Genomic DNA, 13,773 nt, shown 5'->3' on the forward strand with positions numbered 1-13,773 from the left:
GGGCCGTCCGCGCAGCGACGGCCGGTCCACCCGGCGGTGGCCAGTCGTGGCGCTTCTTCACACCCCCCGGCCCGGAAGTATCGAGGTTGCCGGAAGTCGCCATGTGTCAACGCGGCATATCCACACCAGCTCAGCCGCGTTTCCTGCAAATCCTCGAATTCCGTCGGTTCTTCAAGGGTCGCCGAAGATACCCAGACGATCCGCGCTCCCGCGCTGCCCGACGCGCCTGCACTTCCGCAGCCAAATGATCCCGAAACCGGCCGTGGTGTTGGACTGCCGTCAGCAGCCACGTCGGCGAATATGAGAAAGTGCAGCGCAGGTGGGCGCTGACGAGCACACCGGGAGAAACTGTGACCAGCGGTGATGCCGTCCTGGCCGAGCTAGTGGCGCGTTCGCGCCGCGTGCCTGCGGGGCAGGTCCCTTCGCTGGTCGAGGCGGCGGGACGACGCCTGGGCCTATCAGGGGCGTTGGTGTACCTGGTCGATCTGCAGCAGAGCCGGCTGGTCGCCTTGCTCTCGGACGACGCGCCGGGCGGCAGCGCGACGCTGGATATCGACGGCTCCCTGGCGGGCCTGTCCTACCGAACACAGCAAATCCAGCGATCCCGCGACGGCGCCACAGCCTGGTTGCCGCTGATCGACGGAGTCGACCGGATCGGCGTCATGAAGGTCACCGCGCCTTCCCTGGAACCTGAACTCCTCGACTCCTGCCAGGCTCTGGCAGGGGTGGTCGCGTTACTGGTTGTGTCCATGTCCACCTACAGCGAAGTGCTGATCGCACAGGAACGCTCGCACGCCATGACCATCCAGGCGGAGCTGCTGTGGGCTTTCATGCCTCCGCGCACGATCGGCACTCGGCAGGTCACCTCCAGCGCTCTCCTGGAGCCCGCCTATGACGCCGGCGGTGACGCCTTCGATCACAGTCTCACCGACGACGTCCTGCACCTGAGCCTGCTGGACGCCATGGGTCACGACCTGGCCTCCGGAGGCACCAGCGCTGCTGCCCTTGCGGCCTGCCGTGCCGCCCGCCGCGACGGGGGCACTCTGACAGACGTCGCCACCACCATCGACAGCACTCTCAACCAATGGCTCCCCGACCGCATGATGACCGCCGTCCTCGCCCGTCTCAACCTCGCCGACGGCTCGCTCACGTGGATCAACTGCGGCCACCCCGCCCCCCTCCTCATCCGCGACGGCCACGTGCTCCCACACGCCCTCGAACGCCCGCCACTGCCTCCCCTCGGCCTGGGACTCGACACCGGCGCCCCACTCACCGAGCACCACACCCGTCTCCAGCCCGGCGACCGCATCCTCCTCTACAGCGACGGCGTCATCGAAGCCCGCACAACCGAAGGCTCCCTCTTCGGCGAACAACGCTTGGGCGACACCGCCATCCGCTCCATGACAGCAGGTGACAACGCCCCCGAAACCCTGCGACGCCTGCTACAGAACATCCGCCGAGACCATCAACTGCGCGACGACGCCACCCTCCTGCTGGCCCATTGGCATCCCACGTGACCCGCTCCACGAACCGCACAGGGCAGGTGCTCTTGCACAACAAGTAGTTCAGGGTGTGCCGAGATTTAGGGCCCTGAGCACGACAGTGGCACCGGCTCCTACGTGGTCGGAACCTCGTACCCATGCGCGGTCTGCTCACGGTCAGCGCGGTGGCGCGCCATCAGCGCATCTGCGGCCAGCAGGGCCTGCTCGGCGGTACGGGCCCCGGTCATCACACAGAGCGTGTACGTGACGTCCGCAAGAGCGCAGCTGGTGCGGTCAGTGGGGCTCCCGTCGTGGTCAATGCTCGCTTGAGCGAACCGGGCCAGCACGGCCCGCAGCTCCTTCTCCGACGGAAGGATCATGACGACGTCCCTTCTCACCCATCACAGCGCACGACGGCCGGCGCCACCCTCAGGGACAGGCTGCACGCTTGGCTTCTCACGTCACCCTCGACACTGAACAGCGTCGAGCGGACCTCCAAGTGCCCAGCCCTATTCGGACTATGCCTCCGCACGTCCTGGACCGCCACGCGGGGCAACATTCGTCCGGCCGTGTTCAGTCGATCGGCGACGCTGCCGAGGCTCTCTGCGGAGGCTCGCGTGAAAAGCTGGGTATAAGGCTCGACCACGGGACGAGCAGCGGAGGACGAAAAGTGGACTGGGATCGGTTCGCGCAGCAGATGGCGTCGATGGCACGGGACCTTCTGACGCGGAATTCGGTGGATGCCACGCTGGAGCGGATCACCGCTTCGGCCACTGAGCTGGTGGAAGGCTGCGACGCGGCCGGCATCCTCGTTCTGCACGACCACACGGTGGAGACGCTCGCCCCCACCCACCGGCTGGTCATCGACAGCGACCAGCTGCAACAGCGCCTCGGCGAAGGACCTTGCTTCGACGCCGCCCACAGCTCGACGGGAGAGCGGGTCTTCCGCATCTCCGACCTCACCAGCGAGCACCAGCGCTGGCCCGCCTACGCCCCGCAGGCACACGAGCTTGGTGTGGGCAGCATGATGGGCTTCCTGCTATACACCGACGAGGAAGACCTCGGCGCGCTGAACCTGTACTCCCGAAAGCCCGGCGCGTTCACCGAGAACAGTGAACTGGCCGGCTGGCTGCTGGCCTCCCACGCGGCCGTCGCCTTTTCCAGCGCCCGCACCCACACCCAGATGGAACAAGCCGTCGCCACTCGCCACCTCATCGGCGAAGCCATGGGCATCCTCATGGGCGGCCACCACCTCACCGAAGAGCAGGCCTTCGACGTCCTGCGCCGCTTCTCCCAGGAGAACAACATCAAACTCCGCGAGGTCGCCCGCCGGGTCTGCGAGCAAGGCGGCCTGTCCTGATCCCGGATTGCCCACCAAGCCCCGGTTCTCTCTCCCCCCACACACACCTACGCCGTCACCTTCGCCCTCGCCGAAGGGCGGGCCCAAAGCCTCAACTTCCTGCGGGCGCGGGCGGTCAGGTCCACAAGCGGGGCTCGGCAGCGGGACGATGGGCTCGAGGCCGCGTTTCTCGCTCCCGTCGGGCGGGAACTCGAACTTGCGGCGGGTCAGATGCAGAAAGAAGATGAGACGCCGTGACTACGGACACCGGGAAGACAACCCCCCTCCAACGACCCGAAACGGGCTGGGCGAAGGCACGCCGCCTCCACGGGCGGCGCATGCGCACCTGCGTTCGAGCTACCTTCGACGCCGACACCGGCCAGAAGCGGTCGGGGGACGACTGGAACGTCGTCAGGGGCGAGGACTGACACCACGCACCACCCACCGGTATGCGTGGCGAAGCACCCACCTTCATGGTTGTAGTCATGGCCGACAAGGCGTACTCCTCCCGCGTGATCCGCGAACGCCTGAGTAAGCGCGGCATCCGTGCCGTGACCCCCGTGCGGGCAGATCAACGTGGCCATCGGCAGTGGCTGCGGCAACAATCTTCGACGCCATGTCTGTCTGCCCCGCCCCCCGGGACCATCCCCACATCGCACTGCTCCAGTGACGTATTCATCCAACTCGTGGTCAGGGATGGGCGCTTCCGGCTTTCCACGCCTGGAGCTACTGCTTCGCCTTCGATCAGTCGATTTGGTGAGGGCTGTTCGCCTTGGAGAGCAGTTGCGGGGAAAGGGTTTTGATCATGGTGTTGGTCCAGCGCATCTGCCGCAGGGTCTGCGGGTGGCAACCGGTGGTGAGTTCGAGCAGGCGGCTGTCGCTGGTGGCTTGTGCGGCCTGGGCGAGCATCTCCCAGTGGAGGGAGTTCCCGGTGGCGGCGAGATGGAGGGCACGCAGATCGCTCAGCAAGCGCAGGTCGGGTTCAGAGGGCTCCTCGAGGGTACGGCTGGGTAGCTCCGTTCGCTGCCGCGCAGTCGGCGGCACGGCGGGGCCGGGCAGGTGGAGTCCGTGGAGTTCGGCGGCGCGGGCGAGACGTTCGGCGTGCTCGTGTGACCAGCGGGCGAGGTCGGTGGCGACGTGGTGGACCTCGTGCTCGGCCGGGTGACCTGCGGCGGTGGAGAGCAGGTCCTGTTCCAGGGAGCGTTCGCCGTCGTACAGGGCTCGTAGGACGGTCGGGATACCGTTCATCGCCGCTTGCCTTCCGCGGATACGACGGTGTGCTGGGCCACGGCGGAGGGGCCGCCCGTAGTGGGCTGGGCGGATCGTGGGTCGGTCGGGGCGGAGGCCGTGGTGGTCGGTGCCGGGCAGTGGGCGCCGTTGGCCCGCTCGACGAGGGTCAGGCGGGCGGCGGCGGTTTTGAACAGTGGTTGTTTGGAGACCGGGTCCCAGTCGGTGACGGTGGTCTCGTTCGCGGCCCGGCCGCCGTCCTTTCCGGGGTGGTCGCCTTCCGGGGTGTCCCAGTAGCCGTAGTGGAAGGGCAGGAACACCATGCCGTCGCGGATGCCCGTGATCCGCAGACGTCCGAGCACCGACCCGCGCGGGCTGGTGACCTCGACCAGATCGCCCTCCGCCACGCCGTGCCGCACTGCTTCTGCGGCTGAGAGCTCCACCCACACGTCGGGGGCGGCGGCGTTCAGCTGCGGGGTGCGGCCGGTCTTGGTGCGTGTGTGGAAGTGGTAGAGGGTGCGGCCCGTGTTCAGTTGCAAGGGATACGCGTCGTCCGTCGTCTCGTGCGGCGGTAGATACTCCGCCGCTTTGAGGACTGCCCTGCCGTCGGGGTTGAGCGCCCGGTACTCGGTCTCGGACACGGACGCGCCGGTGACCAGGTCCCTGCCGTACGTCTCGCAGGCGTCGGGGGCGGCCCAGGTGATGCCGTCGGTGTAGAGCCGCTCCGTGCCCTCGGGTGTTTCGTGCGTGCAGGGCCACTGGATGCCACCGTTGGCCCGCAACCGTTCGTAGGTCAGGCCGGTGTAGTCGCACGGCCGGCCGCGGCTGCACTCCTTCCATGCCGCGAACGCGGACTCGGCGTCGTGCCAGGGGATGAGCGGGCGGTCGTCCTTGTCGCGGAAGTCCATCCTGCGGGCGTAGTCGAGCATGATGTCCAGGTCCGGGCGGGCGTCTCCGGGCGGGTCGACCGCCTTGTCGGAGAGGTGGACGGTGCGGTCTGCGTTGGTGAACGTACCGGTCTTCTCTCCCCAGGTCGCGGCGGGCAGGACGACGTCCGCGAGTTGGGCGGTCTCGGTGAGGTACAGGTCCTGGACGACCGTGAAGAGCCGTTCCTGGCCGAGGATGGAGCGGATGCGGTGGAGTTCGGGCAGGGACACCGCCGGGTTGGTGCCGGAGATCCACAGCATCTGGATCGAGCCCTGCTCGGCGTAGCGGAAGATCTGCATCGCGGGGGTCGGCGGTGCGTAGTGGGGGATGCGGGACGGTTCGACGTTCCACACGCGCGCGAGGTCGGCGACGTGTGTGTCGTTCTCCCAGTTGCGGAAGCCCGGCAGGTCGCCGTTCGCGCCGCACTCGCGGGTGTTCTGGGCGGTGGGCTGGCCGTTCATCTGCAACACCCCGCAGCCGGGGCGGCCGAGCATGCCGCGGATCAGCTGGAGGTTGTTGACCTGGCAGGCGGCCGCGGTGGCCTGGTGGGACTGGTAGATGCCCTGGAGCACGGTGGACAGCAGCCGTTCGGCACCGCCGAGGATCTCGGCGGCCTCGGTGATCCTTGCGGCCGGTACGTCGCAGATCCGGGCGGCCCAGTCCGGTGTGCAGTGGGCGACGCCCGCGGCGAGTTCGTCGAAACCCACGGTGTGCGCATCGATGAAGCCGCGGTCGATCCGGCCTGCGCGGATGATCTCGTGCAGCAGCGCGTTCAGCAGTGCCACGTTCGTGCCCGCGCGGGGAGCGAGGTGGGCTGTCGCGTGCCGTGCGACCGGCGTCGGGCGCGGGTCCACACACAGCAGGAGTGGCGGGTCGCCGCCCGCCAGACGGTCCAGGACGCGCATCCACAGCACGGGTTGGGTCTCGGCCATGTTGTGCCCGAACAGGGCGATGACGTCGGCGTGATCAATGTCCGTGTAGGAAGCGGGCTGCCCGTCGCAGCCGAAGGTCTCCTTGAGGGCCTCGGCGGCGGTCGCCGTGCACAGACGAGTGTTGCCGTCCAGATGGTTGGTGCCGATCCCCGCCCGGGCCATCACCGCGAGGGTGTAGTACTCCTCCAGGAACAGCTGCCCGCTGGTGTAGAAGCCGACGGATCCGGGCCCGTGCCGGTGCAGCAGATCCCGGGTCCGGTCGACCATCTGGGCCATGGCCGTGTCCCAGTCGCAGGGCACGAGGCGCCCGCCTCTGCGCACGAGCGGGGTCGTCAGCCGGTCCGGGGAGCGGTTTGCCTGCCAGGCGAACAGGTCTTTCGGTCCGAGCCGACCGCGGTTCACCCTGTCTTGGGCGCGGCCGCGCACCCCGACGATCCGCTCGCCGGCGACGGCAACGTCCATGGCGTCCCCGTTGGAGTGCAGGAGCGACGCCGTCCGCACCCACCGTTCTACCTGTTCGGCCGTCACGCCAGGCTCCAGGAAGGAGTCGACCCGGGCCGGCCACTGCGAGGCAGCGTCGTAGGGGGTGCGCTCGCCCCAGGGCTCAGCGATCCGGTCTACTTCGGTCCGCATGACCGACCTCCGTGCTGTCACACCGGTTTCGACGATTTGCGCCCGCCCTCGCCGGGTGGGCTGTCCGGCCGTACCCACTGACGCTCGCGACCGGCCGGCATTCCTGCTTGGTAAGCCCGTCAGAGGACGGCGCCCGGGTCCTCCGGCCGGATACGTCCGCGCCAGCCGCCGGTCTGTCCGCCGCCGCTCTCGACGTAGTCCTTGAACCGGGGCAGGTCGCCCTTCACCCGCCGGTCGATCACACCCAGCGCGTCCGCGCCCTTCTCGGCAACACTTTCGAGCCCACGTCCACCACGCTCAACCGCATGGCCCGCGAGTACCCGCGCCCAAGACCACCACTCAGGGGCGTCCTCGCCCCTCTGCGTAACCGAGCGAGGGCGGGCCACCGCCGGGCACGGTGACCTATTGCCCACATCGTCCCCGGCCGACAGCGGGCAATGGCCCTCCAGCGGGGCAGCCCACTTCAGCGGCCCAGTGCGTTCTCCAACTGCTTCTTGGTCATCGAGGAGCGACCGTTGATGTTGCGCTTTTTCGCCTCTGCGTACAGCTGGTCCTTGGTCGGGCCCTGCGCACCACTGTGCGAGCGCTGACCACCTCGTTGAGACGCCGACTTGGGGTCACGAGTCGAGGTCTTGCCGGCGGACTTCGACTCCCCCGACCTGGCCCGCTCCTTGTTCACCGTCCGGGCAGCGATCTCCTTGGCCCGCTTCGGCGACTCACCACGGTCCTGGGCGCTGCTCTTGACGTGTTCGTACTGGCGCTCCCGCTTGGAGCTCGATCCAGCCGGCATGGTGCGCTTCCTTTCTCATACGGAAAAGGGGATGGCGAAGTGTCTTCAGCAACATCACCACGGGAGGCGGCCACTCGCCCGCCGATCAGGGGTGTTCTGGCTGCCGGTCCGGAGGCACCCCGCCGCCTTGGCCACGGCCCTTGTCCCCCTTGTCCGTGCTCTGCCCAGGGCGGCCCTTCGCCTCGGCTTCCCGTGCTTTGATCTGGCCGCTCTGCTGCGGTGTACCGCCGGCCTTTTGACTGCGGCGCTGTTGCGGCTGCTGCGGATTGGACATCTGCGGGCACCTCGCTCGAGTTGGAGGCTGTTCGGCCGGACGAGTGCCCCTTCGGGCCCCGCCCGAAGCACATCGAAGCGGGACGAGGCCGGTTTCTCGATGACGCCGCCGGCCACCCGCACCTGGTCCCGCCGCGGCCATACACCCGTGGTCCGCGTGCGCGGCCGCTCCCGACGCCGCTTATCGGTGGCGGCCCTGGCCTGCTACGAGGCCGGCGACTCCTCACGGCTGATCTACCGGCCCTGCCCGGACGCCCGGCCCGATGGGCGCAAGAGCTTTTCTGGAAGGACTACCGCGACTTGATCCAGACTGCCTACCAACAATTGGCGGCCCGGTTGTGCTCGTCTGGGACAACCAGACACCCACCTCACCGCCGGCATGCGCCGCTACATCGCCGACCGCGAGTGGCTCACGGTCTTCCAACTGCCGCCCTACGCACCCGACCTCAACCCAGTCGAGGGCATCTGGTCCGTCCTACGACGCACCACCGTGGCCGATCGCGCCTCGCCGACCCCGATGACTTGATCACTGCCGTCCGACGCGGCCCACGCCAGCTCGAGTACCGCCACGACGTCCTCGACGGCTGCCTCACCGGCACCGGCTTCCGATGCCGGCCACCATGACGACATGACGCACTCAACGCGGTAGTCCGGGAGCCCTTTCCGTACTCAGATGTGCTGCATCCAGATATTGGGCTCTACGTAGGTGCCCTGATCAGCGGAGTGGTCGAGCCGTAGCAAGCTCAGCCCTTCAGGGATGACGTAGTCACCCGTTTCGGGGAACACCATGCCGGTCCACCCCTCCCATTCGGCGATCGTGCCGGTCATGGTTTGCGACTCGGGAGCCGCTGCGAGAATGCGGGCGCCCAGACGCTGGTGCGTCCGGATCCATGGATCCAGGGCCATGCCGTCCTCACGGGTCCACCTCATGAAGGCCTCGATGGACGTCAGCGGGTAGCGGGCTTTCAAGGTCGGGCGGACCGGTGCGATGACGCGCGGCCATCCTGCATCCTCGGCGAGTTGGCGCAGTGCTTTGAGTGTCTCCCCGGCCAGGCCGTGTCCTTTGAGTGACGGGGTGACGATTGCTCCGCAGATCACCAGGGTGTCGGGTTCGACGCCTTGTTCTCGGCCCTCCACGGCGCGGATCGTGGCCTGGGTGTAGCCAGTGGGGAGGGTCTCCGTTCGCCCATCCCACCGGATCGGTATACCCCAGCCGGTCGCGACGGGCATGCCGTGGTCGTCCACCAGCGTGAGATTGAGGTCGGCGAACCACTCCCTGATCCTGCCGATGTACTGCTTGGCCAGCCGATCGGCTGTGATGAACTCCGGGAAGCCCTCGCTGAAAAGCTCCTGCATCTGCTCATCAGGCCATGTGCGTGCGTCTGTTCGCTCAACAGTCAAGGTCACCGGCCCGTTTATAGCGCACCGGCTCAGAGGGAGCGACAGAGTTCTTATTGCTTGGGCTGGAGCAGGCCGCCGGGATCACGCCCTGTCGGCCCTCACGACACCACGCTTGGAAAGTCAGTGGTCCGGCCCGGCCGGCCCTCGCGGACGGCATCCATGGCGTCGGCGGCGGTGCCGCCGACGGCCCCAGCCGCCACGGGGCCCTTCGTGTCTGGCGGACCGCGCGTCGCATGCAGGCCACCACCGCCTGGCGCGAAACGCCGAGGCCGGGCCGGCGACTGGCAGCCCACCTGAGCGCAGTCGCCGGCCCGCCACCATCGACGCCGGGCTCTGCCTCGATGCGTACGGTGCGGCCAGGATCCACGGCTCCAGGGGGTGTCCGAGCCTGGAAGGCGCCAGGGTCGCGCCATCGCCTGAAAACTTGCAGGCGTCTGCCGGGCGCCGAACCGTTCGTCCATTTCCCGCCACTGGCTGCCGGTGCGGAATCGCTGCAGCGCTGGTGAGGCTGCGCGTTGGGGGGTCGGGTATCGGTGGCTGGGGGCAACTCCGTGGCGTGCGGTGTGAGCGTCAGGGCGGTCGATCGCACGGCCCGGAGTTCGCACTCACACGGTGCTCATCGTGGACAAGACCCTGGTGCCCACCCGCGACCACACAGTGGCCGAGCCGTCGAAGAACAGCCTGCTCATGGGCGTGCGCCAATGGCACTCAACACAGTTGCCCGTGCCGTCGGCCGTGATTGATCGTTTGAACTGGTGTGACGATCAGTACTGTCCGGGGTCGCATGACGGGTTGGACGTTGGCGGGCGCCCTGCTTGCGATGATGCTCGCCGGAGGCTGCGCAGCGCAGTCAGGGCCGGCGCTGCCCGCCTCGGAGCGGGGCCGCAGTGAATTGATCAAGGCCGCCCAGCAGGTGCTGGTGGACCGCTGTATGAGGACCCGCGGCGCCGGCGGCCCGGTGTCAGATGAGAAGGCGCTCTTCGGCACTGGCCCGGCGCAGCTGTCGGTCACTCTCGCCACGGGTTACACCGTCCGCATGCACACGGACGGTTGCCTGGCCCAAGCGCTGCGCTTCCTTTATGGCGATCAGGCCAGCTGGTTCCGCGCCGAAGTCATCGTCAACAATCTGCGCCCCGAGGCCGAGGCTCGACTCGGCGAAGACCCCAGGTATCGGGCGGCACTCGCCCGCCGGGCTGCCTGCCCCGACGACGACACCCGCTGCGTACGAGCCAGCGGACTTCAGGAGCTGCGGGCCGCGCTGGAGCCCGACCTGCTCACCGAGGTGCGTCGCGCGCACGGCAAGGAGATCGCCACCTACGACCGGCTGCGCGACCGCGCAGTACACCGGGCGGCCGACGTGCTGGCAGCCCGCCGTACCCCCCACTAGAAAGGTCACGACCCTTCATGATGAACAGGCTGCTCACCGCCGCTGCCGCAGCGTTCCTCCTCACAGTCGGTGTTACCGGAACCAGCCCGGTGAGCGCGGCCGACTGTCCCTCCGGCGAGTTCTGTGCCTGGGAGCACTCCGATTACACGGGCCAGCGCGCCAACTGGTCAGGGGACGACGGCTGGTGGGAGAGCTGGATCGCGGACGAGGACTCTTCCTGGGCCAACCACGGCATCTCAGGCCCAGGTATCAAGGACGTAGTCAAGGTCTACTCCCGAGCTCACCAAGGCGGCCACATGACGATCTGCCTCACCCCCGGCCAGGAGGTCAACTACAACGGCGCGGCCAACGACAACGGCGACTCCCATACGTGGGCCATGAGCTGCTGAACCCACGCGCATGGCCGGGTCCCCGCCGGACGCAGACCGGTGGGGACCCGGCCGCAGCAGCTCCGCGATCATTGCGGGACAGCTAGGGTCCGCCTTCAAAGATCATCGAGTGGTGGATCATGGTGGGGTGATACTCGCCGCTGGCTGTGTCCCCCGGCGTCCTTCTGGCACGCAGCGCACACCCCCGTCACCTCCCTCAACGATCTTGAGAGGTTCGTCGAAGCAGCAGAGGAACGGCATCGCCTCGCATGGGCGCACCACCTCCGGTTGCGAGCAGCGGACGCGGGCAGCACCCTCGCCCAGGTCCGCCTGGGGATGCTGTGGGAGGCTGCCGAGGACACGGAAGCGGCGGAGACTCTCTACCGGCAGGCCGCCGACGCCGGCGACACCGACGGCCTGGGCCGCCTGGCCATGATGCGGGAGGCGGCTGGAGAGCGGGAGGCCGCCGAAGCCCTGGCCCGGCAAGCCGCCAACGCCGGTAACACTGACGCACTGCATTCGCTGGCTATCGCGCGGGAGCGTGCCGGGCAGCCGGAAATCGCCGAGGCCCTGGCCCGACACGCAGCTGATGTCGGGAAAACCGATGTCCTGCGCCACCTGGCCGAGTTCCGACGGCGCTCCGGGGGCAGGGAGGGTTCCGAGGCCCTCATCCGCCAGCAGCCCCCGACACCGGGGTTCTGTTCGACCAGATCCACGCGGCCGCAGTTACCGCCTGAATTGGCGAAGATCCTGCGAACAGTCGACATTCGCGCAGGTTTCCTTGACTCTGGGGACCCGGATGACCTGGTCGTTTTGGCCGACCCGCAGCAGCAGATCGGGGACCGCGAGGGGGCCGAAGCCTTGTACCGGCAGGCCGCCGACGCCGGCTCCGGGGCTGCCCTGCCACGTCTGGCCGTGATACGAGGACAGGGCGGAGATCTTGAGGGCGCAGCGACCCTGGCACGGCAGGCCGCCAAGACCGGCAGCACGAGCGCCCTCATGGACGTGGCCGGCATGCGGCAAAAGGCCGGCGACCGGGAGGACGCCGAAGCCCTCTACCGGCAGGCCGCCGACGCCGGCTCACGGATCGCTCTGATCCGAGCGGCCGGCATGTGGGAAGACATAGGCAATGCGGCATCTGCCGACGCCCTGCTGCAGCAATGCACCAACGCAGGAGCGACGTCGGCCATACTCCATCCGGCATGGATTTCCTGGGCCGAAGAGAGGTGGCTCGTCCCGGCCCAACACTGGCCGTACGGATTGGACCCAGACGGCAGGCCGTCAGCGCCATGGAATCCACTCGACACGATGACTATTCCCAAGCGTCCGTCTTGACGCTGCGCAGTGATCGATATCCGTTTCCCAGGAGCATGCCGCCGAGGCCCGGGGGACAACGCCACCACGCGCTCGCCGACCTGGCGAAGCAATTGGCGATTGACCTGCCCGATCTTCCTGGCCGTCTTTGCATGTGCTGGGAGACCCCGGGGGGGTGCGGCGGCGTCTTCCGTAGCGGCTTTGCGCCGGCCTGACATGCTGCAGCGCAGTGCCGTGCAACGAAGCGCTGCGGGGGCGGCGTCGTGAGGTCTTCTTCGCTGTCTTCTTTGCAGGGTCAGAGGTCCATGCCGCTGCCGCTCGTCATGCGCACCGTGCCCCATCGGCCGGGCTTGGCACCCGCACCTCCAGGCCTCTGATTCCCAGGTAAAAGAGCGCCCATGTACTTCAGCATGCGCCGCGCCATGCTCCAGGCGCATGCTGGAAGGGCGGCGACGAACCCAGCTGCGGCGCAGAGATCTGTGACACCGCTTGAGGGACAGCCGCGGTACATCAAAAGGTTCTTGGTGGCCCCAGTGCGCCGGCGCAGAGCGCGCCCGCATGACCTGGCACCCGAACATTCCCCGAACCCCGGGCTCGCCTTGATCGTAACCACGAGGAGCGCGCGATGCCGGATCAATTGAACGCCGCACTTTCGGGACAGGCCCCAACAGCGCTTGCCGAAGACGTATCTCTCGCGACTCCCTTGGCCGCACCCCGCATCGCCGGTCGCGACGCTGTTTCGGCAGCTCTCGACACGTACCAGCAGTCCCTGGGCGCGCCTGAAGCCACAGTCCGACTCAAGGGTGACGAGGTGGAGGGGGTCGTCTACAGCGCGAGCCCCGGCGGACGAGAGACAGAGATCGCGGCGCTCGCCCGGCACAACGAGGCGGGCCTGATTGCCACCATCGACGTCTACGGCCGGCCCTGGCCATTCATGGCCGCTCTGCGCGAAGTGATCGCGAAGACCGACCCCAGCCTCGCGGACCCGAGCCTCGGAGCCGGACCGTATACCCCGGAGGGGCCGACGCCGATTTGGGTCGAGCATCCAGCCGTCCCCCCGCTGGCGGAGGACGTCACCCTGTACTCCCCGATCCTGAGCGAAGAGCCGACGGGGAAGGGTGTCGTCGGGCCTGTCCTCAAAGCAGCGGCGCAAAGTTTCAGCGACCTCAAGGTTCGTGCCGTCCTCGACATCGAGGGCCAATCGGGATTCGCGGTGGTGATCGACGAATACGTGGACGGTCACGTGCAGCAACTCGTCGAGATGTTCACGCTCAACGATGCGGGCGAGGTCGCGGCGATCCGCATCTTCACCCGCCCATGGCTCGTGACCGCCCACTTCCGGAAGAACATGTATGCCCTGCTGAAAGAAACTCTCGGACCCGAATTCTGGGAGGGGCCCGACCCGGAAGGCCCCTTGCCCACACCCTGACACGAGGCCTACGCCTGGACGCGGACCGGCTCCCCACCGGCATGGGGGACGAGCACCCCGACGTGCCGCTGACCCTTGAGAGTGGATGGTGCCTCAGCGCGATCCACGGTGGCCTGCTGGTCTGGGAGAACCCGGACGACAACGCGGTGGCTGGAAGGGAGTTGCGCGAGGCCACTCGCGAGGATCCGGCTCTTCGAGCTGCTGGCAGTCGACGGCTTCGGCGCCGGCGCTCCGCCCGGCCGTCGACGCGTTCGTCGGACGAATTCGCTACC

At 68.1% G+C, this 13,773-nt stretch carries 13 protein-coding genes and 2 pseudogenes; 9 read left to right on the top strand and 6 right to left on the bottom strand.

Annotated elements, in window-relative coordinates:
- The first annotated feature begins 350 nt into the window (after positions 1-350).
- Positions 351-1,517: a PP2C family protein-serine/threonine phosphatase gene (locus ACZ7L5_RS29610; RefSeq protein ID WP_471520284.1), complete on the top strand. Its 1,167-nt coding sequence runs from the start codon at positions 351-353 to the stop codon at positions 1,515-1,517.
- 98 nt (positions 1,518-1,615) lie between these two features.
- Here the strand turns inward: ACZ7L5_RS29610 and ACZ7L5_RS29615 are convergent, their stop codons facing one another.
- Positions 1,616-1,861: a DUF5133 domain-containing protein gene (locus ACZ7L5_RS29615; protein WP_471520286.1), complete on the bottom strand. Its 246-nt coding sequence runs from the start codon at positions 1,859-1,861 to the stop codon at positions 1,616-1,618.
- Positions 1,862-2,151: 290 nt separating this feature from the next.
- Between ACZ7L5_RS29615 and ACZ7L5_RS29620 the strand changes: the two genes are divergently transcribed.
- The 3 genes and pseudogenes from ACZ7L5_RS29620 to ACZ7L5_RS29630 all read left to right on the top strand — a co-directional run.
- Entirely contained in the window at positions 2,152-2,841 is a 690-nt protein-coding gene (locus tag ACZ7L5_RS29620) for a GAF and ANTAR domain-containing protein (RefSeq protein ID WP_471520288.1), read from the top strand.
- Between the two features lie 233 nt (positions 2,842-3,074).
- A complete protein-coding gene (locus tag ACZ7L5_RS29625) occupies positions 3,075-3,248 on the top strand; it encodes a hypothetical protein (RefSeq protein WP_471520290.1) in 174 nt (57 codons plus the stop codon).
- A gap of 45 nt (positions 3,249-3,293) precedes the next feature.
- Positions 3,294-3,407 (top strand): annotated as a pseudogene (locus tag ACZ7L5_RS29630) (IS5/IS1182 family transposase); the annotation flags it as partial.
- Positions 3,408-3,564: 157 nt separating this feature from the next.
- Here the strand turns inward: ACZ7L5_RS29630 and ACZ7L5_RS29635 are convergent.
- From ACZ7L5_RS29635 to ACZ7L5_RS29650, 4 genes and pseudogenes are all read right to left on the bottom strand, one after another.
- The gene (locus ACZ7L5_RS29635; protein ID WP_471520292.1) at positions 3,565-4,068 is read right to left on the bottom strand and encodes a hypothetical protein; all 504 of its coding nucleotides are present in this window, start codon (positions 4,066-4,068) and stop codon (positions 3,565-3,567) included.
- Positions 4,065-6,539, bottom strand: coding sequence for a molybdopterin oxidoreductase family protein (locus ACZ7L5_RS29640; protein ID WP_471520294.1), 2,475 nt, complete (start codon positions 6,537-6,539; stop codon positions 4,065-4,067). Before ACZ7L5_RS29640 ends, ACZ7L5_RS29635 begins: the two co-directional genes overlap by 4 nt.
- A gap of 119 nt (positions 6,540-6,658) precedes the next feature.
- Positions 6,659-6,811: pseudogene (locus ACZ7L5_RS29645) on the bottom strand (SRPBCC family protein); the annotation flags it as partial.
- Positions 6,812-7,002: 191 nt separating this feature from the next.
- Positions 7,003-7,329 (bottom strand): plasmid stabilization protein, encoded by a 327-nt coding sequence (locus ACZ7L5_RS29650; RefSeq protein WP_471520296.1) that lies wholly within the window; start codon positions 7,327-7,329, stop codon positions 7,003-7,005.
- Positions 7,330-7,981: 652 nt separating this feature from the next.
- Between ACZ7L5_RS29650 and ACZ7L5_RS29655 the strand changes: the two genes are divergently transcribed.
- Entirely contained in the window at positions 7,982-8,128 is a 147-nt protein-coding gene (locus ACZ7L5_RS29655; RefSeq protein WP_471520298.1) for a transposase, read from the top strand.
- Positions 8,129-8,271: 143 nt separating this feature from the next.
- Here ACZ7L5_RS29655 and ACZ7L5_RS29660 read toward each other — a convergent pair whose 3' ends face one another.
- Entirely contained in the window at positions 8,272-9,009 is a 738-nt protein-coding gene (locus ACZ7L5_RS29660) for a hypothetical protein (RefSeq protein ID WP_471520300.1), read from the bottom strand.
- 778 nt (positions 9,010-9,787) lie between these two features.
- On the opposite strand from ACZ7L5_RS29660, the gene ACZ7L5_RS29665 reads away from it, so the two are divergent.
- The 4 genes from ACZ7L5_RS29665 to ACZ7L5_RS29680 all read left to right on the top strand — a co-directional run bounded on the left by ACZ7L5_RS29665 (position 9,788) and on the right by ACZ7L5_RS29680 (position 13,501).
- Entirely contained in the window at positions 9,788-10,390 is a 603-nt protein-coding gene (locus ACZ7L5_RS29665) for a hypothetical protein (RefSeq protein ID WP_471520302.1), read from the top strand.
- A 20-nt stretch (positions 10,391-10,410) separates the two neighbouring features.
- Positions 10,411-10,779 carry a peptidase inhibitor family I36 protein gene (locus ACZ7L5_RS29670; RefSeq protein WP_471520880.1) on the top strand — a complete coding sequence of 123 codons (369 nt, stop codon included), beginning with the start codon at positions 10,411-10,413 and terminating at the stop codon, positions 10,777-10,779.
- Between the two features lie 267 nt (positions 10,780-11,046).
- On the top strand, positions 11,047-12,093 hold the full coding sequence (locus tag ACZ7L5_RS29675; RefSeq protein ID WP_471520304.1) for a tetratricopeptide repeat protein: 1,047 nt from the start codon (positions 11,047-11,049) through the stop codon (positions 12,091-12,093).
- A 604-nt stretch (positions 12,094-12,697) separates the two neighbouring features.
- Entirely contained in the window at positions 12,698-13,501 is an 804-nt protein-coding gene (locus ACZ7L5_RS29680; RefSeq protein ID WP_471520306.1) for a hypothetical protein, read from the top strand.
- The last annotated feature ends 272 nt before the right edge of the window (positions 13,502-13,773 follow it).

Source organism: Streptomyces sp. NPDC107528 (genome assembly GCF_055639295.1).

Bases quoted from the DNA above. Each gene is read 5' to 3' on its own strand.
- ACZ7L5_RS29650 (WP_471520296.1), bottom strand. From the start codon at position 7,329: ATGCCGGCTGGATCGAGCTCCAAGCGGGAGCGCCAGTACGAACACGTC.
- ACZ7L5_RS29640 (WP_471520294.1), bottom strand. From the start codon at position 6,539: ATGCGGACCGAAGTAGACCGGATCGCTGAGCCCTGGGGCGAGCGCACC.
- ACZ7L5_RS29670 (WP_471520880.1), top strand. From the start codon at position 10,411: ATGAACAGGCTGCTCACCGCCGCTGCCGCAGCGTTCCTCCTCACAGTC.
- ACZ7L5_RS29655 (WP_471520298.1), top strand. From the start codon at position 7,982: ATGCGCCGCTACATCGCCGACCGCGAGTGGCTCACGGTCTTCCAACTG.
- ACZ7L5_RS29665 (WP_471520302.1), top strand. From the start codon at position 9,788: ATGACGGGTTGGACGTTGGCGGGCGCCCTGCTTGCGATGATGCTCGCC.
- ACZ7L5_RS29680 (WP_471520306.1), top strand. From the start codon at position 12,698: ATGCCGGATCAATTGAACGCCGCACTTTCGGGACAGGCCCCAACAGCG.
- ACZ7L5_RS29615 (WP_471520286.1), bottom strand. From the start codon at position 1,861: ATGATCCTTCCGTCGGAGAAGGAGCTGCGGGCCGTGCTGGCCCGGTTC.
- ACZ7L5_RS29635 (WP_471520292.1), bottom strand. From the start codon at position 4,068: ATGAACGGTATCCCGACCGTCCTACGAGCCCTGTACGACGGCGAACGC.